General features: G+C 44.1%; 16 protein-coding genes and 1 pseudogene. 6 read left to right on the top strand and 11 right to left on the bottom strand.

Features of this window, described 5'->3' with window-relative positions; all coding sequences use genetic code 11:
- Nucleotides 1-197 (bottom strand): helix-turn-helix domain-containing protein (locus tag HMPREF0666_RS16675; RefSeq protein WP_009012193.1); only part of this gene is annotated, 197 nt, incomplete at its 3' end.
- Between the two features lie 175 nt (nucleotides 198-372).
- On the opposite strand from HMPREF0666_RS16675, the pseudogene HMPREF0666_RS17395 reads away from it, so the two are divergent.
- Nucleotides 373-459, top strand: a pseudogene (locus tag HMPREF0666_RS17395) (BlaI/MecI/CopY family transcriptional regulator); the annotation flags it as partial.
- 57 nt (nucleotides 460-516) lie between these two features.
- The gene (locus tag HMPREF0666_RS09685; RefSeq protein WP_009012192.1) at nucleotides 517-1,773 is read left to right on the top strand and encodes a TonB family protein; all 1,257 of its coding nucleotides are present in this window, start codon (nucleotides 517-519) and stop codon (nucleotides 1,771-1,773) included.
- A 770-nt stretch (nucleotides 1,774-2,543) separates the two neighbouring features.
- Here HMPREF0666_RS09685 and HMPREF0666_RS09680 read toward each other — a convergent pair.
- The 4 genes from HMPREF0666_RS09680 to yihA form a co-directional block, all read right to left on the bottom strand.
- A complete protein-coding gene (locus tag HMPREF0666_RS09680) occupies nucleotides 2,544-3,083 on the bottom strand; it encodes a carbonic anhydrase (RefSeq protein WP_009012191.1) in 540 nt (179 codons plus the stop codon).
- Nucleotides 3,084-3,091: 8 nt separating this feature from the next.
- The gene (locus HMPREF0666_RS09675) at nucleotides 3,092-3,658 is read right to left on the bottom strand and encodes a DKNYY domain-containing protein (protein WP_009012190.1); all 567 of its coding nucleotides are present in this window, start codon (nucleotides 3,656-3,658) and stop codon (nucleotides 3,092-3,094) included.
- Between the two features lie 247 nt (nucleotides 3,659-3,905).
- Complete coding sequence (abc-f, locus tag HMPREF0666_RS09670) at nucleotides 3,906-5,696, bottom strand: ribosomal protection-like ABC-F family protein (RefSeq protein WP_009012189.1); 1,791 nt, start codon at nucleotides 5,694-5,696, stop codon at nucleotides 3,906-3,908.
- A gap of 5 nt (nucleotides 5,697-5,701) precedes the next feature.
- Entirely contained in the window at nucleotides 5,702-6,301 is a 600-nt protein-coding gene (yihA, locus tag HMPREF0666_RS09665; protein ID WP_009012188.1) for a ribosome biogenesis GTP-binding protein YihA/YsxC, read from the bottom strand.
- A gap of 177 nt (nucleotides 6,302-6,478) precedes the next feature.
- Between yihA and HMPREF0666_RS09660 the strand changes: the two genes are divergently transcribed.
- The 3 genes from HMPREF0666_RS09660 (at nucleotide 6,479) to HMPREF0666_RS09650 (ending at nucleotide 9,762) form a co-directional block, all read left to right on the top strand.
- The gene (locus HMPREF0666_RS09660; protein ID WP_009012187.1) at nucleotides 6,479-7,462 is read left to right on the top strand and encodes a Gfo/Idh/MocA family protein; all 984 of its coding nucleotides are present in this window, start codon (nucleotides 6,479-6,481) and stop codon (nucleotides 7,460-7,462) included.
- 41 nt (nucleotides 7,463-7,503) lie between these two features.
- Nucleotides 7,504-8,709 (top strand): DUF4421 domain-containing protein, encoded by a 1,206-nt coding sequence (locus HMPREF0666_RS09655; RefSeq protein WP_009012186.1) that lies wholly within the window; start codon nucleotides 7,504-7,506, stop codon nucleotides 8,707-8,709.
- A 66-nt stretch (nucleotides 8,710-8,775) separates the two neighbouring features.
- The gene (locus HMPREF0666_RS09650; RefSeq protein WP_009012185.1) at nucleotides 8,776-9,762 is read left to right on the top strand and encodes an N-acetylmuramoyl-L-alanine amidase-like domain-containing protein; all 987 of its coding nucleotides are present in this window, start codon (nucleotides 8,776-8,778) and stop codon (nucleotides 9,760-9,762) included.
- A 331-nt stretch (nucleotides 9,763-10,093) separates the two neighbouring features.
- On the opposite strand, the gene HMPREF0666_RS09645 is transcribed toward HMPREF0666_RS09650, so the two are convergent.
- The 5 genes from HMPREF0666_RS09645 to HMPREF0666_RS09625 form a co-directional block, all read right to left on the bottom strand.
- A complete protein-coding gene (locus HMPREF0666_RS09645; protein WP_009012184.1) occupies nucleotides 10,094-11,197 on the bottom strand; it encodes a bifunctional methionine sulfoxide reductase B/A protein in 1,104 nt (367 codons plus the stop codon).
- 108 nt (nucleotides 11,198-11,305) lie between these two features.
- Nucleotides 11,306-12,238 (bottom strand): thioredoxin-disulfide reductase, encoded by a 933-nt coding sequence (gene trxB / locus HMPREF0666_RS09640; protein WP_009012183.1) that lies wholly within the window; start codon nucleotides 12,236-12,238, stop codon nucleotides 11,306-11,308.
- A 113-nt stretch (nucleotides 12,239-12,351) separates the two neighbouring features.
- Complete coding sequence (locus tag HMPREF0666_RS09635; RefSeq protein ID WP_009012182.1) at nucleotides 12,352-12,972, bottom strand: deoxynucleoside kinase; 621 nt, start codon at nucleotides 12,970-12,972, stop codon at nucleotides 12,352-12,354.
- A gap of 166 nt (nucleotides 12,973-13,138) precedes the next feature.
- A complete protein-coding gene (locus HMPREF0666_RS09630) occupies nucleotides 13,139-13,753 on the bottom strand; it encodes a deoxynucleoside kinase (RefSeq protein ID WP_042856257.1) in 615 nt (204 codons plus the stop codon).
- Nucleotides 13,754-13,833: 80 nt separating this feature from the next.
- Complete coding sequence (locus HMPREF0666_RS09625) at nucleotides 13,834-15,303, bottom strand: alkaline phosphatase family protein (protein WP_009012180.1); 1,470 nt, start codon at nucleotides 15,301-15,303, stop codon at nucleotides 13,834-13,836.
- A gap of 112 nt (nucleotides 15,304-15,415) precedes the next feature.
- On the opposite strand from HMPREF0666_RS09625, the gene HMPREF0666_RS09620 reads away from it, so the two are divergent.
- On the top strand, nucleotides 15,416-16,060 hold the full coding sequence (locus HMPREF0666_RS09620; protein ID WP_083822540.1) for a response regulator transcription factor: 645 nt from the start codon (nucleotides 15,416-15,418) through the stop codon (nucleotides 16,058-16,060).
- A 330-nt stretch (nucleotides 16,061-16,390) separates the two neighbouring features.
- Here the strand turns inward: HMPREF0666_RS09620 and HMPREF0666_RS09615 are convergent, their stop codons facing one another.
- Nucleotides 16,391-18,379: an OPT family oligopeptide transporter gene (locus HMPREF0666_RS09615; protein ID WP_009012178.1), complete on the bottom strand. Its 1,989-nt coding sequence runs from the start codon at nucleotides 18,377-18,379 to the stop codon at nucleotides 16,391-16,393.
- Between the last annotated feature and the right edge of the window lie 67 nt (nucleotides 18,380-18,446).

The raw sequence follows: 18,446 nt of genomic DNA, 5'->3' as shown, positions 1-18,446 counted from the left end.
CTGCGCCTTGTTTGTACTGCATTTGCTTGGGCAGTTTCCCAATTATAGTGTCTTCGGACTCCGCTATTACGTCTTATTTCACGAGACACTGTACTTGCACTTACATTTATCGCCTTGGCAATATCTTTTTGTTTCGTTCTATTTTGGAGTAGCACAGAAATTGTGTACCTTTGCTCCGAGGTTAATTGTTTGTACATTGCAATGCAAAATTAATTAATCTTTGGGAGACAGAGGTCTCCCTTTCTTATTTTTATGCATTGCTTGTTGATTTTCTTCTCATGGGGGCTTCTCGCCCCCAAACCCCTCGGTGTTTTCAGGTATAGATTATTAAGCTACACCAGCACTTGGGATTGCAGTTCTATGTTGAACTTGCGTTCATTCTTTGCAAAGGAGGATAAGATTTCTCCTGACGACTTGAAGGATATTATCGATGAGATAGAAAGAGGGAAGGAAGAATAGTTTAAGACCGTAGTCCCCTTTATCCTCGTATAGCAATCACCTAAAATATTGACAATTATGGCAATCTATTTATTAAAAGTCAACATGGCTCTTGCGCTGTTCTATGCGTTTTATAAGTTGATGTTCTCGACTGACACCTTTCTTTCATGGCGCAGACATGTCCTTAACAGCAGCTTTCTTATAGCGTTATGTCTGCCTCTGATAGATTTCTCTTCATGGCTAAGTGGCAATGACAAGATGGTTTCCATCACTAACGAATACGCTACTGTTGTTCTGCCAGTTGTGTCAGTCACATCAGAGGGTGGTGGCTTCTTCAATTGGGAACAGTTTGCTTGGGCTGTTTATGGAATAGTTGTGTGCATGTTGTTCTTGCGTCTTTTATGGCAGATTGCGTCTATTATAAGGTTGAAGAACAGGTGTAAAACTATTTATATTGATGGTGTTGAGGTTTACTTGTTACGCAATGATGAGGGGCCATTCTCCTTCTTTAATTGGATATTCATCCATCTTGAACGGCACTCAAAGGCTGAGACAGACGAGATTATGACGCACGAACTGACCCATTGCAGGCAGTTTCATTCCATAGACATACTCTGTGCAGAACTGTTTTGTATGCTCTTTTGGTTTAATCCTTTCGTCTGGTTGCTGAAACGTGAGGTGCGATTAAATCTCGAATACCTTGCTGATAGGAGCGTGTTAGACAATGGTGTGGATAATAAGGAGTATCAGTACCATCTGCTCGGACTAACATATAGGAAGAATGTAGCTACGATTTCAAATAATTTCAATGTTTTACCAATTAAAAAAAGAATTAAAATGATGAACAAGAAGAAGACAAACAACAGTATGCGTGTTAAGTATGTACTTTACGTACCAATGATTGTCATGTTACTTATAGTAAGTAATATTGACTCTATTGCACGCAGTGTAACAAACGTTACTGTGGACAATAAGGTTGCTCCAGTAAGTGTTTTACAGAAGCAAAAGAGCCCAGATAACGATCAGAAAGTCTATATTGTGGTATCAGAGATGCCAAAGTTTAATGGTAATCTCTTCCAGTGGTTGGCGCAGAATATCAAGTATCCGGCAGAAGCAAGCCAGAAGCATCAGCAAGGAACAGTTATGATAAAGTTCGTTGTTGAGGCTGATGGTAGGGTTAGACAGGCTGAGATTATACGCGGTGCTTCCCCATCTCTTGACAAAGAGGCCATGCGCATCGTCTCTGTTATGCCTAAGTGGATCCCTGGTAAGCAAGATGGTAGACCAGTAGCTGTTTATTACACGCTACCAATCAAGTTTAAGCTTAGTAAGTAAGAAGGTGCTTGTTGCAGGGTGTTTGGTGTTAAGTGTTGGGTGTTGATGGCTTGCGTTGCAGGGTGTTAGGTGTTACGTGTTGGGTGTTAGGTGATGAGTGTTAGGTGTTGATGGCTTGTGTTGCGAGCGTTAAAGGCTGTGACAAGTCCGTTTTCCTTTACTCATAACCGATAAAATCACGGCAAACTTTGTCCCGTTAGGCGCTCCCCTCCCTTTCGGGGAGGGGCTGGGGGAGGGGTCACTGGGGCTGGGGAAGAGGTCTTTTTTCACCTTCCATGTCAACATTTTTCGCTCCTCTCGAACCAAACACACGCCCTTCTACGTTCAAGAAGATGCCTTTCTTGCTTCAAGAACATGCCCTTCTTGCACATTGAAAACGCCCTTCTTGAGGCAAGAAGGGCGTCTTCTTCAACGCTGTCTGTAATGCGTTGATATGTTGTGGGTTATAAGCTTGGAGGTATGAGATGTTATACTCCTATTTTGAAGGTGTTTAGCTTGATGCTATGTAATGATTTTTCGCAAGTCTACTGATTGACCCAACGAATGAAGTGGGATGTTTGAAACATCCTTTGGAACGTCAGTTGAAGCCTATTACTTACCCTGTTCTTATACCTGTGTCAGGCTTAGCAGTACAGCAGAGAGGCGTGTGTAAAGAGGCTGTATGTTGTCAGAGCATGAACGGAATAGGGTGGGTAGGGTAGCTATCCATAAGTGGGACGAACGCACCCAATGACTGTCAGCCCACAACATTACATTATCTGTGCAGCAAGCTATTCGACAGGTGTCAGCTCTCCTGTACGTGAGTCGATGATGAAACCACGTACGACAATATCTTTCGGGATGAGTGGATGCTGTTGAACAGTAGCTACCGTACGTCGCACACTCGCCTCCGTATCATGGAAGCCGTCTAAGTATTCGTTGAGATTAACATGCTTGTTTGCCTCTTGAATAGCCTCGTCTGTTATGCCACGGTCGTGCATCAGATGGAGGAAATGGGTCGCATCCATGTGGCAAGCACCACAGCCAGAGTGATGGATAATCATAATCTCTTGGCAACCCAACTCGTAGATAGCAACAAGGAGTGAACGAATAACAGCGTCGTATGGCGTGAGAATGGTTCCGCCAGCAACCTTGATAATCTTTGCATCACCATTCCTTAGCCCGAGCGCATTAGGGAGTAGCTTGGTAAGGCGGGTATCCATGCAACTAACAATGGCCAACTTCATGTCTGGTTGACCAGAGGTAATAAAAGGTTCGTAGCCTTTTACGGCTACAAACCTTTTGTTATAAGCAAGTATCTGTTCTATCATAAGTATATTTATTTTACTACTCTTCCACGATAATAGGTGTCGAAAGCGTCCTCAGCATAGCCATCTTTGAGTACTTTGAAGCTGGTAGTGCTGGCGCCATTCACCTTTTTACCCATATAATAGACATCGAAGGCGTCCTTTCCATAACCCCATCCTAAGTCCTTGAAGCTGCTTGGGCTGTCGCTAATCTTCTCCCCATTGTAGAGGACAGCATTAGACGTTACAATGTAGCCTTCGGTGTAGTAGGGGTCGTAATCATCGTTAGGATTAACGGGATAGTCGCCTGGGTAGACTCTACCAGGTACTTTTAGGCGGAACGTCAGTGGGTCGACAAAAGGTAAAATCTGCCCTTCAAAATAGACGTTATACCTATCTTTCGCATACCCATAACCAAGATCAACGAAGGTGCGTGGGTCTATTCCCATCACAGGTTGACGACCATAAAACACCCCTTTCTTATTGAATGAGTAAGGACGTATCTGACGTGAAGACTGTGCAGAAGCACCGAGTGCGAAGGTAGCCATGAGGACTATGCAACTTAAACATAGTTGGCGATAGAAGTAATTGGTTTTCATAATCATTCTTTTTATTGGTTGTTATCTTAGTTGTTATGCTGCAAAGATAATAGGAAGATGTCGTTCTCCTCGTGGAATAACCCTAAAAGTGTTTAGGGGAACTCCTTTTTATGTGTGGAAAGTCCCGATGGTGACGCTTTGCAAACTTACTTTTGAAGATGCGCTCATACGTATGTCTTGAGTGGAACGGATGATGTTAACGCTTTGACAGAGAGGAGTGTAGCCTGATAGGGCTGGGCTATATGCGTTAAGCAAGTTCGGCTAATTCCAACCAGCGGAGCTCTAATTCGTCTAATTCCTCCTTCAAGATAGGGAGCCGTTTACTCTTTTCTGTCAGTTCATCCACCGACAGATTGCCAGAGCATAGTTCCTCTTCAAGCTGTTGTTTCTCCTCTTCTAATTGTGCAATCTTATCTGTAAGCTGTTCGTATTCACGCTTCTCTTTGAAGGACAACTTACGCTTCTGGTTGTTACGATAATCCTTCTTCGCATCGTTACCGCTGGTGTTGCTACTCTTGGCAGGTTTCTGCTGTTCCTCTTCCTTAGACTTCATCTTCTGGTAATCACGGTATTGCGTGTAGTTTCCAGGGAAGTCTTGTATCTCACCATCACCTTTGAACACTAAGAGATGGTCTACAACCTTGTCCATAAAATAGCGGTCGTGAGAGACCACGATAACACAGCCGGGGAAGTCTTGTAAGTACTCTTCAAGGATTTGTAAGGTCTGAATATCCAAGTCGTTGGTAGGCTCGTCGAGTACTAAGAAGTTAGGGTTCTTCATTAAGACAGTACAGAGATAGAGCTTGCGCTTCTCTCCTCCCGACAGCTTATACACATAGTTGTGTTGTTGTTCAGGTGAGAAGAGGAAATAGTTGAGGAACTGGGAGGCCGTCATGTGCTTCCCTCCACCAAGGTCGATATAGTCTGCTATATCCGTGATGATGTCGATAACCTTCTGATCCTCACGAAACTTTAATCCCTCTTGGGAGAAGTATCCGAAGCGAACAGTCTCTCCTATGTCAAACTTTCCACTGTCGGGAGTGACGTCGCCGAGCAACATCTTGACGAAAGTAGACTTTCCCGTGCCATTGTTTCCGACGATGCCCATCTTCTCAAAGCGTGAGAAGTTGTAGTAAAACTCATTCAGAATGACTTTCTCATCAAACCTTTTTGAAACGTATTGGCACTCGAATATCTTACTACCTATATATACGCTTGACGATTTCAGACGCACCTGTCTTTCCTCAATGCGCTGCTTTGCCTTTGCTTCTAACTCATAGAAAGCCTCTTCACGATAGCGTGCTTTATGGCCACGAGCCTGTGGCATACGGCGCATCCACTCTAACTCCGTCCGGTAGAGATTGTTTGCACGTGCAATCTCAGCACGGGTGTTGTCAATTCTTTCCTGACGTTTCTCTAAGTAATAAGAGTAATTACCGCGATAGGTGTAGATGGTGTTGTTGTCTAACTCTAATATCGTGTTACACACATTATCAAGGAAATAACGGTCGTGGGTCACCATGAAGATAGTCTTATTACCACGAGATAGATAGCCTTCTAACCATTCAATCATCTCTAAGTCGAGGTGGTTAGTAGGCTCGTCAAGTATGAGGAAGTCTGGTTCGAGTATAAGGACATTTGCCAAGGCAACACGCTTCTGTTGTCCACCACTTAGTTGTCCCATGGGTTGGTCTAAGTCGTAGAGCTTCAACATCGTGAGTATCTGCTTTGCCTTTAAGAGTCTTTCTGGGTTGCCTTCATGGTTGAAACAGGCGTCTAACACACTCTCCTCTGGGTCGAAATGCGGACTTTGTTCTAACATCCCCACACGTAAGTCATTGCGATAGATGATAGATCCGCTGTCATAACCTTCTTTTCCAGTAAGAATAGAGAGTAGGGTAGACTTTCCAGTGCCGTTTTGAGCTACGAGACCAATGTGCTGTCCTTCTGCTATAGAGAATGAAATATCCTTAAAAAGAACCTGTGCTCCGAAACTCTTCGTTAGGTTTTGGACATCAAGATAGGGTATCTGTGCCATGAGTTCTATTCTAATGTCTTGTTAATTCGGTCTATATAGTCTAACACTTCTTCCTTTCCAGTCTTGTTCTCAGCTGACGTAATGAAATAGGGGGGTAGTTCCTCCCATCTGTCTTGTAGCTTCTTCATCCATAGCAGAGCATTTGATTTAGCCTTCGCAGGCGATAGCTTGTCTGCTTTTGTGAAGATAATAGAGAAAGGAACATTACTCTCTCCGAGCCAATCGACGAACTCACGGTCAATCTTCTGTTGCTCATGGCGTATGTCAATCAGCACAAATACGTTCACTAACTGCTTGCGTTGGAGGATATACTGGGCTATCATCTGCTCTAACTTGTTCCTTACTGTCTTTGAACTCTTGGCATAACCGTAGCCAGGGAGGTCTACTAAGTACCACTCGTTATTAATGATAAAATGGTTGATAAGCAAGGTTTTACCGGGTTTAGCTGATGTCTTAGCTAATCCCTTATGGTTGCAAAGCATATTGATGAGGCTTGATTTGCCCACGTTAGAACGCCCAATAAAAGCATATTCTGCCTTTGAATCCTCAGGACACTTAGCCAATGACGGTGAAGATATAGTGAATTCTGAATTCTTGATAATCATATTAATGATGTGTATGTGTTATAAACAGCTTTTCTGCAAAGATACTAAAAAGTTAATAGCTAAGAATGGTCAGTTGATAGTTTTTTCGTATTTTTGCAGAAATAAAAGAGCGGTGTACGGTAAAAGGGATACTCATCTTTTGTATTCTTGATGTTGGATATAGAAAACAAAGGACAAATGAAACAAATAAACTGGGGATTTATTGGATGTGGTGAAGTGACTGAGAAGAAATCAGGACCAGCCTTTAATGAGGTGATGGGGTCGCATGTCGTGGCCGTATTTAGCCGTAGTGAGATGAAGGCCCGTTCGTATGCTGAACGGCAGGGTATCCGTAAATGGTACACAGATGCACAAGCGTTGGTAGACGACCCTGACGTTAATGCCATCTATATCGCTACACCTCCTTCTGCCCACGCTACCTTTGCTATTATGGCAATGCGGGCTGGAAAACCTTGTTATATAGAGAAGCCTTTGGCCGCATCTTACGAAGATTGCGTACGTATTAACCGTGTGTCTGAACAGACGGGAATACCGTGCTTTGTTGCTTATTACCGTCGTTACCTACCTTATTTTAAGAAGGTTAAAGAGATTGTGGATAGTGGTGAATTGGGTAAGATACTTACTGTACAGGTGCGTTTTGCTGTCCCTCCGCGTGACTTAGACTATAAGCAGAATGAGCAACTGCCGTGGCGACTACAGTCGCATATCTCTGGTGGTGGCTATTTCTACGACCTTGCGCCTCACCAACTCGACCTACTTCAGAATATGTTTGGCGTTATTGTTAAAGCACATGGCTACACGGCGAATCGAGCAGGGCTTTATTCCCTTGAAGATACAGTCAATGCTGTGTATCGATTCGAGACAGGCTTGACCGGTAGTGGTGCTTGGTGCTTTGCTGCTCATGAGAGTGCACGAGAAGATCGTATCGAGGTTTATGGGTCGAAAGGACGCCTTTCATTCTCTGTCTATACGTATGCTCCTATTCGTCTTTGCACCAGTCAGGGCGATAGACACATAGAGGTTCCTAATCCTCCTTACGTCCAACTCCCTATTATTAAGTCTGTTATCGAGGATATGCAAGGCTATGGTGCCTGCGATTGTACGAGCATCAGCGCAACACCTACTAATTGGGTGATGGACCGCATACTTGGTAAAATATAAAAGAAAGCCCTCTGGGCGTTTGTTTCTATTTAATTAATCACATGAAGCTAACTATCAACGACTACCTGTTTCTATGTCTTCTCCTATTGTTATTGGGAGGAACAAAGACGTATGCGCTGTCCTCTACGGTTATTACCGATAGTGTTATTGTGGGAAAGGACAGTGAAGAGAGACTCCCTATTAAGCAGCCTACAGACACTGTGCGATGGATGCGTAGAACAGAGCCATCAGTCTTGTCGAAAGAAAAAGCTGCTAAGGGCGGTAGCTTTCTACAGCGTTTCAACGAGATTGATACGTCATATATTGAGCCTCAGAAGTATAACTTCGCCTTTATGATACAGAATACTAACACGTACGAGGTGTACCGCTTGAGTAGTTCAAGCGAACAAAGCATAACCTTCGCACCTGAGGCTACGGTGCGTATAGGGCCTTACTTCGGTTGGCGATGGATATTTCTGGGTTACACACTGGACATAAAACACTTGGACTTCTGGCATAGGAATAACAATCCTCGGCAAGAATATGATTTAAGTTTATATAGTTCAATGCTCGGACTGGATATCTATTATCGTAAAACGGGTAATGATTATAAAATCAGACAATTGTATCTTGGGAAGAATATAGACACTGAACCAATACGTGGAACGAACTTTGGTGGACTGACGTCGACCATTAAAGGCTTCAATCTTTATTATATCTTTAATCATCGTCGGTTCTCTTATCCGGCCGCATTCAGCCAGAGTACGATACAACGTCGCTCTGCTGGTAGTCCTTTGTTGGGCATTGGTTATACACAGCATACCCTAACTGTCGATTGGAACGAACTAAATGATGTCATCAAAGAACGACTTGGCAATCGTGTCTCAAGTAGTCCGATTGATAGTACACTGATGTTCAGTGAGGTGAAGTACACGGATGTCTCTGTTAGTGGTGGCTATGCTTATAACTGGGTTTTTGCCCGTAACTGGGTCTTGGCAGGCTCTGTCTCCTTAGCACTGGCATACAAACGTAGTTCGGGAGACGTAACTCATCGAAGCTTCTCTATCAGTGACTTTAAGTTTAATAATATCAATATCGATGGCATCGGACGCTTTGGTGTGGTATGGAACAATAGCAGATGGTATGCAGGGATGAGTACTATCCTTCATGCTTATAACTATCGACGGAGCAACTTCTCTACTAATAACTTCTTTGGTAGTATTAATGTCTATGCTGGATTTAACTTTGGAAGGAAGAAGGGAACGTAATTCTTTATAATATTAGGTTGTTTGTTACCTAATAATAGTTTGTGGTTATCATTAGAAAAGATTGTTATGACACTAAAATACTTGCTTATCTTAACGGCGCTCTTTGCTTTCTCAGCTTGTGGTGCGAAGCCTGAACAGAAAGGAAAGGGGCATGGAGTAGCAGATACTACAGTGATGGCTCGACAGGAGAGAGCGGCTGTCACAAGCGTAGCTACTACCGGACAGGCTAACACCCTACCGTCATATATTGACCGTTATACGAAGAGTGACAGTGCACTGGTTTGTCAGTTGTTGCGAGAGTTTGCGCCACAACGACAGCAACTCTCCAACGAAGAGCTTGTTATTAAGATTGCACGAAAGTTTATAGGGGTGCCATACGTAGCGCACACCTTAGATAAGAATGAGGATGAAAAGCTGGTTATTAATCTTCATGGATTAGACTGTACGACATACGTTGAGGCTGTTACCGCCCTTGCGCTTTGTGCGAAAAGGGGCGAAACTGGCTTTGCGAACTATGTACATCAGTTAGAACAAGTGCGCTATCGAGGCGGTAAGATGAGTTATGTAAACCGTCTACACTATTTCCATTGGTGGTTGGAAGATAACGAGCGCATGGGTTTTGTGAAAGAGATAGATAGCCCAGTTCCACCTTTCACAGCTGTTCAGACGTTGAAAATCAACTATATGAGCCAGAATGCAAGACTGTATGATATGTTGAGGAACAGCCCTGAGCGTGTTGCAGAACTTAAGAAGTTAGAAGATGCAACCAATGGTACAAGTGTCCGTTATATCCCTAAGAGCCTACTCAATAACAGTAAGCTCCTGCGTGAGATAGTTCGTGATGGTGACATCCTTGCGATTGTCACGAGTAAACGAGAGCTCGATACAACACATCTTGGATTTGCTATATGGCACAAGGATGGCCTCCACCTCATGAATGCCTCTAATCTTAAGAAGAACGGAAATAGGGTGGTTGACCCCTTAGAGACGCTTTATAACTATATGAAGGCTCGTCCTGCTAACCTCGGAATACGTGTTGCTCGTATTCAATAAAAGCCTTTATTGGCTGATAAGCTACATCTATATATGAGCTTGTCATCCGTATCTTAAAATGCAAACGATACTTATAAGGATTCCGCCTTGTCCTCTTATATACTCGTGAGGAGGATTAACACAAGTTGTGCAGAGGGTTAACGCAAATTGTATGAAGGGTTAACACAATTCGTGCAGCGGCTTAACACCATTACTAAAGGTCGTTGAGAGACAAGGTAAGAGCTGTTTCTAAGCGTATTCTATAAGGTAGACTTTTTCGCTTAAGCTTATCAAATCGTTATCAATAAAAGATGCTCTGACAGAGAGCTGATAGTTCTGTCAGAGCATATACTTATTTCTTCATCTTGGCTTTGCGGGCATACTCAAAGAGAGCAGCAGGTAGATGGCAATAGCCAGTGGGGTTTTTATCAAGATAGTCTTGGTGGTATTCTTCTGCAGTATAGAAGTTTTTAAGGGGTTTAACCTCAATGGCTATCTTACCATTAATCTGCTTCTGCTCCTCTTCAAACACCTTCTTGATAGTGGGGAGGTCGGCTGGGTCGGTGTAATAAACGCCTGTTCTATACTGACTACCACGGTCATTACCCTGCTTGTTTACGCTTGTTGGGTCGATAGACTTAAAGTATAAGCCCAGTAAGAACTCCAAGCTGATAACCTTAGGGTCGTAGGTAATGTGCACAGCCTCGGCAAACTGTGTCTTATCTGTGCATACCTCCTCATACGTTGGGTTCTTGATAATACCATTGGCATAGCCCACTTCGGTAGCTGTAACGCCTTCTATCTGTTTGAGATAGTGCTCTGTTCCCCAGAAGCAACCACCTGCTACATATATTTCTTTCATTGGTCTTACTAAGTTTATATAGGCTCCGTAGCCCTTAGCCTTCATCTCTTTAAGTGGGATGAAGCGCAACGAAGCACTGTTGATACAATATCTCTTTCCTCCTGTCGCTGCTGGTCCGTCATCGAAGACGTGTCCGAGATGTGCCTTACCAGTCTTACTCCTCACCTCTGTACGTATCATTCCATGTGATGTATCAGTATGATTTGTAACGACTTTCATATCGATTGGCTTAGAGAAGGCAGGCCATCCGCAGCCAGAATCGAACTTATCTGTAGAAGAGAAAAGTGGTTCTCCCGTTGTGACATCTACATAGATACCCTCTCTGAACTCATGGTCATACTCGTTGGTGAAAGGTCGTTCGGTGGCAGCCTGCTGTGTTACAGCATACTGTTCAGGTGTAAGCATCTTTCTAAGGGTGGCATCGTTGGGACGAGTGAACTTCGTCTTAGGAGCGATGATAGAGTCAGTTTGTGTCATAGCTGTCTTTGTCTTATTGGTGCAAGCCACTGTCCCTGCCATCAGTAGGCCACAGGTAGCGGCTTCAACCATGGTCGGAAGGATTAGTGTGCACAGTATGGATAATATGTTACGCATAGTTTGTAGTGTTATGAAGAGTTTTGTTAGGAAAGCAGGAAATTACAAAGGGGGTATCAAAATCCTATCTATTGGATTCTGAAACACCCTTCTATATTTTAGTGTTGATTACTGCTTCTGTAAGAAACGGTCTACCTCAATGGCAGCCATAGCACCTGTTCCTGCTGCTACAACGCCTTGACGATAGGTTGGGTCGGCCACGTCACCTGCTGCAAAGACACCCTCAATGCTCGTTGCGGTTGACTTTGGTTGAGTGATGATAAAGCCATGTTCGTCCATATCCAACTGTCCTTTGAAGAGGTCAGTATTAGGAGTATGACCGATAGCCAAGAAGAATCCGTCAATAGCAACATCAAAGTTCTCCTCGTTCTCCTCGCCCTTGAAACGAACAAGATGAGTCCCTTCGACACCGTTCTCACCAAAGAGACCGACTGTATTAGTATTGTAGAGTATCTCAATGTTGTCTTTCTCTGTCACACGCTTACGCATGATTTCTGCAGCACGGAGGTATGGCTTGCGCACAATCATATACACCTTCTTTGCCAAGCCAGAGAGGTACATCGCCTCTTCGCAGGCTGTGTCACCACCACCAACGACTGCTACAACACGCTTGCGATAGAAGAATCCGTCGCAAGTAGCACATGCACTGACACCCTGACCACGGTATTTCTCCTCATCAGGCAGGCCCAAGTACTTTGCACTGGCACCTGTTGCGATGATTACAGTCTCTGCTTCAATCTGGTTGCCACGCTCGTCTTCGAGGTGGAAAGGACGACAACTAAGGTCGGCTTTGACGATAGAACCATCACGAAGGTCGGCACCATAGACCTCAGCCTGCTGTCTCATCTCCGTCATAAGTTGGTTTGCATCGATTCCTTCATGGAAGCCTGGGAAGTTTTCTACTATCGTTGTTGTGGTTAACTGACCACCTGGTTGAAGACCAGAATAGAGTACTGGCTGCAGATTAGCACGTCCAGCGTAGATTGCTGCGGTGTATCCTGCAGGGCCACTACCTATTATCAGGGTTTTTACTTTCTCCATTTTAATATACTGTATGATGCCCTCTGCGTGTTAATTAACGGCAAAGAAGGGCTTGATTAATACTTTTGTAACTTTTACAGAACAAATATTATGCCAAAGAGAGACAATTCCTCTTATTCCATAGGGAATAAGCCAAAGAGTCGGTCATCAATCATGTCGGTGACACGTTTGAAGTCTTGTGGGTTGTCTTGAAAGTCTGTTGTGTCACCATCTACAATCATCAGATGTCCTTTGTAGGTCTTAATCCACTCTTCATAACGCTCGTTAAGTCCACGAAGATAGTCTATACGCATTGTTTGTTCGTAGTCTCGCCCACGTTGTTGGATGTGATCAATGAGGCGAGGGATAGAGCATCGGATGTAGATCATCAAGTCTGGCAACTTTACCAAGGATAGCATTAGGTCGAAGAGGTCGGTGTAATTATTGAAGTCACGCTCTGACATGAGTCCCATATCATAGAGGTTTGGGGCGAAGATACGTGCATCCTCGAAGATAGTACGGTCTTGGATAATCGTATCCTTTGATTGCGAAATCTCTACAACATCACGAAAACGCTTGTTGAGGAAATAGATTTGTAAATTAAACGACCACCGTGTCATGTCGTTATAATAGTCTTCTAAGTACGGATTATTGTCAACTGGCTCAAAGTGAGCTTTCCATCCGTAACGTTTCGCGAGCATTTTGGTGAGTGTAGTCTTACCTGCTCCGATGTTTCCTGCGATTGCTATGTGCATAATATGTTATATCTTATGGCCTATCACATGGCTATCACTTATAAGAAAGGTGGTAGCTATCAATGTTATAGGCTTTTTATTTCGTTTTTGATTGTCAGTTTGTTTATTCCTCTTTATCCTTTGCAAACCATCGTGCAGCAGGAGGTTAGATACTTCTTGACAGTGTTTAGAAAAGTCCGAAAAGCTCTCTGTCAATCTTGTCAGTAATGAAACCAAAGTCTTTCGGGCGGTGTTGATAGTCGAGATGGTCGACATCAATCGTCAGAACACGACCCTTATATTTCTCTTTGATAAACTCCTCATACCGTTTGTTGAGGTTCTCGAGATAGTCCAAAGGCATCCTCTGCTCGTACTCCCGTCCACGTTTCTCAATGTTAGAAACGAGGTGGCTGACCGATGAACGAAGATAAATCATGAGGTCGGGGAACCGAACAGCATCCGTCATGTCCTCGAATAGCTCCATATAAGTCTCGTAGTCACGGTTGTCAAGATTACCCATGGCATAGTTGTTCTCCGTAAAGACGTAGACACCCTCATAGATAGAGCGGTCCTGTACCACTGACTCTTCACTCCTGCTAATCTCAAGTAAGTCCTTAAAACGCTCCTTTAAGAAAAACACTTCCATAGGGAACGACCAGCGTTTAATGTCTTTATAATAGTCTTCTAAGTAGGGGTTATAATCTACCGACTCAAACCTTGGCTTCCAGCCATAGCGTTTGGCGAGCATTGTTGTGAGTGTAGTCTTACCGCTACCAATGTTTCCTGCGATTGCAATGTGCATAACATAGAGTCCATTTGGCATCTTTAATGTCCCTTCTAAGGTACTGTCAAAGATACCAGATGGCGTAAAGTAGTTTTTATTTAGAATTGATTTCTTGCCTTACCAACGCATCCATTTGGCATTTGGATATGTAGCATAGCACATACGGTAGGTGCTATATCAACGATATGTGTATCGACGTTGGTTGCACCATGCTTCACGTTCCATCCAAAGAGGAGGAAAGGAATGTGCGTGTCGTATGGGAATGGTTGTCCATGTTGGGTCCCACGGAAGTCTGGTCTGTCCTTACCTCCAAAGAACTGAGGACGAGTCACGACACCTATCTCACCTGAACGGCCACGGAAATAGCCGTTCTGCATGCGTTCCTTAATGGCGTCAGGCATTGTAGTCTCACTAATCTTCTCTTCGTCAAAGACGTAAAGGAACTGTGGATCTTGCTTCAACCATTCTACTGACTCATCGATGATATCCTGCTTCTTACGGCCTGCGGCAGTAATGAGTGAGTCGTTCAGATAGAACTGATAGTTATCCTCACCCATGACAGGACTTACACCAAATTTCCCTTGAAGATGGTCGTTGAGGTCTTTTACGGTCTGCTTATAATCCCATCCACCAGCTGGAATACGGTGCTCACGCATATAGTTATAGTTGTGGGCAGCACCGTGGTCGGCTGTAAGGAAGAGGAGATAGTTGCCTTCACCTACCTCTTTATCAAGCACCTTAAGGAACCATGCTAAGTCTTTATCCAATTGCATGTAGACATCATGGTTCTCTTTTCCACGTGTAGAGAAGCGATGTCCGATGATGTCGGTTGACGATACGCTTATTGTAAGCATGTCTGTCTCCTTCCCTTTACCAAGTTTTTCATTCTTCAATGCAGCCTCTGCCATCTTGAAAGTCATCGTAACACCCTGAGTCGAACCCTTGATATCGAAATTAGGAGCCGTGTGGTTCTTTGCATTAAAGTCCTCTACCCACTGTGGAAGTTTGTCCATATAGAAGGTAGATGACACGAAATGGCCTGCTGAGGTGTCCCACCAGTAAGCCGCATCGGCTGCATGACCAGCAGGAAGGATGGAGGCACGGTCCTTCAGCGCTACACCAATCACCTTTGAACGGAAGTCTGTTGCCACTTGAAGTTCGTCTCCAATCGTAGAGGTAAGCATACGACGAGGACTCATCTGACCCTCTTTACTATCAGAGCCGACGCTCTTCACCGTATTATCTTCACAGCAGTAAACACTCTTATCGTTCTGATAGAAATAGTTACCAGCAATACCTGTAAAGGCTGGGATAGAGCCTGTATAGACCGAGCTGTGGCCGATAGCCGTCACTGTTGGCGCATAGTTGATGTGTGTGTTCTCAAAGGAGAAACCTTGGTTGAGCAGTCTTTTCAGTCCGTCATTACCATACTCATCGTTGTAATAGTATAGGTAATCCCAACGCATCTGGTCGACAACAAGTCCAACAACCAGCTTTGGCCGTTGTACTTGAGCATACGTAGCCGCTGCAATCAGCAAGCCAGCTACGAGAAAAAGCAGTTTCTTCATTTTAGGTCATGTACTTAAATTATGTTGCAAACTTACGATTTTTTTTTCAAAATATCGACTTTTTTGCCTACTTTTGCACGTGATGGATGGATATTAAAGACAAACAAGAATGATACAGAATATTATCGTCGCCGACAATCAAGACATCACTCGTGCTGGGATGGTCTATGTGCTTTCTAAGATGAAGGGTATATCGTGTGATATAGCAGGTAGTAAGGCAGAACTGATTCGGCTGTTGAGTGGCTGTCCCGAAGCGATTGTAATATTAGATTATACGCTGTTTGACATCTCCAGCGAGTCCGATCTCCTTATTATCGGACAGCGTTTCCCGTTGTCACATCTCATCTTGTGGAGCGAAGAGTTAAGTGCCGATTTCATTCGCAACCTTGTCAATGCGAGTAGTCGGATTAGTGTTCTTATGAAGGATGCGAAGATGATAGAGATAGAACAGTGTCTTGACTATGTCCTCCGTGGGCAGCGTTTCCTCTGTCAACATGCTACGAATATTCTTTTAGAACCAAAGCTCACACAAGAAAAAGAGTCTGTCAACTTGACGAAGACGGAGGTCGAGATTCTAAAAGAGATTGCGTTAGGACAGACAACACGTGAGATTGCTGAGAAACGTTTCTCGTCCTTTCATACTGTCAACACACATAGAAAGAACATCTTTCGTAAGTTAGGGGTTAATAATGTGCATGAAGCAATTCGCTATGCGATGCGTTCTGGACTCGTGGATGCCGCTGAGTATTATATTTAAGGACAAGTGAAAGATACGACATGACTGTTTTTTGTGTTGCTTCAAAGGCTTTTGTTTGCGTTAGAAAATAGTCTTTATTCTATCACCAAACCATATTTCTTGAATTATTTTCATGAAAAAAAATATTTTTCTTCACGACAAGAAATATTTTTTTTCATGAAAGTAAATCTTTTTGTTCATGAAGAAAAATCACCGACGAAAGGTTGTTTACTCTGCTGATAACTTACATGTGTGGCTAATCGAAGCATAAAAAAGAGCCGTATCAACACCTTTCAATGTGCTGATATGGCTCTTTCAGAGAGCGTTATAACCCAATATTAAGTGCTATCTTTACTCTGGTAACTCCTTCTTAGATAGTTTGGTAGCAAGGATAAAGTAAAGAATTAAAGCAGCGTAAGCCACGAGGGAGAGTAGTTCGGAGAGGTGATTCTCCCACCAAGAAGAGTAGTCTACCTCGATGCCACCGAATTTCAGTAGGGCAGAAACAACTCCCATCAATGCACCACCAGCGATGAAACCTGATGCTAAGAGCGTTCCCTTGTCGCCACGTGCCTTGTTGATAGCTTCGTTCTTAGAGCGAGTTGTCACGTACCAGTTGACTGCGCCGCCCACTAAGAGCGGGATGTTCAACTCTAAAGGTATGAACATACCCAGCGCAAAAGCTAAGGCTGGCACTTTGCAGCGGTCGAGTACGAGGGCAATAATTGCTCCGATGCCATAGAGAACCCAAGGTGCACCCTGCCCACTCATCAATGGCTTGATCACAGCAGCCATTGCGTTTGCTTGAGGAGCAGCCAACTTACCAGAGTTGAAACCGTAGGTCTTATCCAAGACAATCATCACACCAGCCACAGTGGCAGCCGAGATAATTGTGCCAAGGAACTTCCATGTCTCTTGTTTCTTAGGTGTTGTACCAAGCCAATAGCCTATCTTTAAGTCGGTAATGAACGAGCCTGCCATAGAGAGGGCCGTACATACAACGCCACCCATCAGTAAGGCGGCCAACATACCAGCGTTCCCTTTCAGTCCAACAGCCACCATGACGACAGAAGCAAGGATAAGTGTCATCAGCGTCATACCTGATACAGGATTGCTTCCAACGATTGCAATGGCATTAGCAGCCACTGTTGTAAAGAGGAAAGCAATGATAGTAACGAGGAGAATACCCACTACTGCATGCAATAAGTTGAAGTTCATCACACCAAAATAGAAGAAGAGGAAGGTGATGAGGAGCGTTGCAATACTTCCGAAAGCAATAATCTTAAATGAGATGTCACGCTGTGTACGGAGTACCTCGTCCTGTCCACTACCTTTCCCTTTCATCTCTCGTGCGGCCAAACCGACGGCACCTTTGATGATACCCCATGACTTTACGATACCGATAATACCCGACATAGCGATGCCGCCAATACCGATTGAGCGAGCGTAAGACTTGAAGATAACCTCTGGAGCCATCTGTCCTACGGCTGTAGTGATAGATGGGTCCCACTGGTTAAGGACAGTGTCTGGGAAGATGAGTGCCATGCCTGGTACGATGAGCCACCATACCGTCAACGAACCAACACAGATGATGAAGGCATATTTAAGACCGATGATATAACCAAGACCGAGGACTGCTGCGCCAGTGTTGACCTTGAATACGAGTTTAGCCTTGTCTGCTATCGTCTCGCCAAAACCTATCATACGACTCGTTACATTCTCATTCCACCAACCGAAGGTGGCCACAATGAAATCGTAGAGACCGCCTACAAGACCGGCAAGGAGGAGGGGCTTGGCCTGACTTCCACCCTTCTCGCCACTCACAAGAACCTGTGTTGTGGCCGTGGCCTCGGGGAATGGATACTTACCATGCTGGTCTTTTACAAAGTACTTACGGAAGGGAATCAAAAAGAGAATACCCAATACGCCGCCTAAGGCTGCTGCAATGAAAATCTTAAAGAAGTCGGCTTGTAGGTCGAGCATGTAGATGGCAGGCATAACAAAGATACCTCCCGCAACGACAGCACCTGAGCATGCACCGATGCTCTGTATGATAACGTTCTCTCCTAAGGCATTCTTGCGCTTCGTAGCAGACGATACACCAATGGCGATGATGGCTATTGGGATAGCAGCCTCAAACACTTGTCCTACCTTCAAACCAAGATATGCAGCGGCAGCAGAGAATAAGACCGCCATAAGGATACCCCATGTGATAGACCAAGGACTTACTTCACGATACGACTCCTGTGGCGACATGACTGGTTTATACTCTTCGCCATCTTTCAACTCCCTAAAGGCATTCTCAGGAAGGTCGATGTTTTGATTCGCTTTATTTTCCATTGTTGATAGTATTATTTGCTTGCAAAGATAAATAAAAATCGTTTATCTTGTACCAATTCAGCATAAA

Source organism: Prevotella sp. C561 (assembly GCF_000224595.1).
GTDB classification, from domain to species: Bacteria; Bacteroidota; Bacteroidia; order Bacteroidales; family Bacteroidaceae; genus Prevotella; species Prevotella jejuni.
The sequence above is the reverse complement of the archived record's forward strand: the minus strand, read 5'-3'. Positions and strand labels throughout refer to the sequence as shown.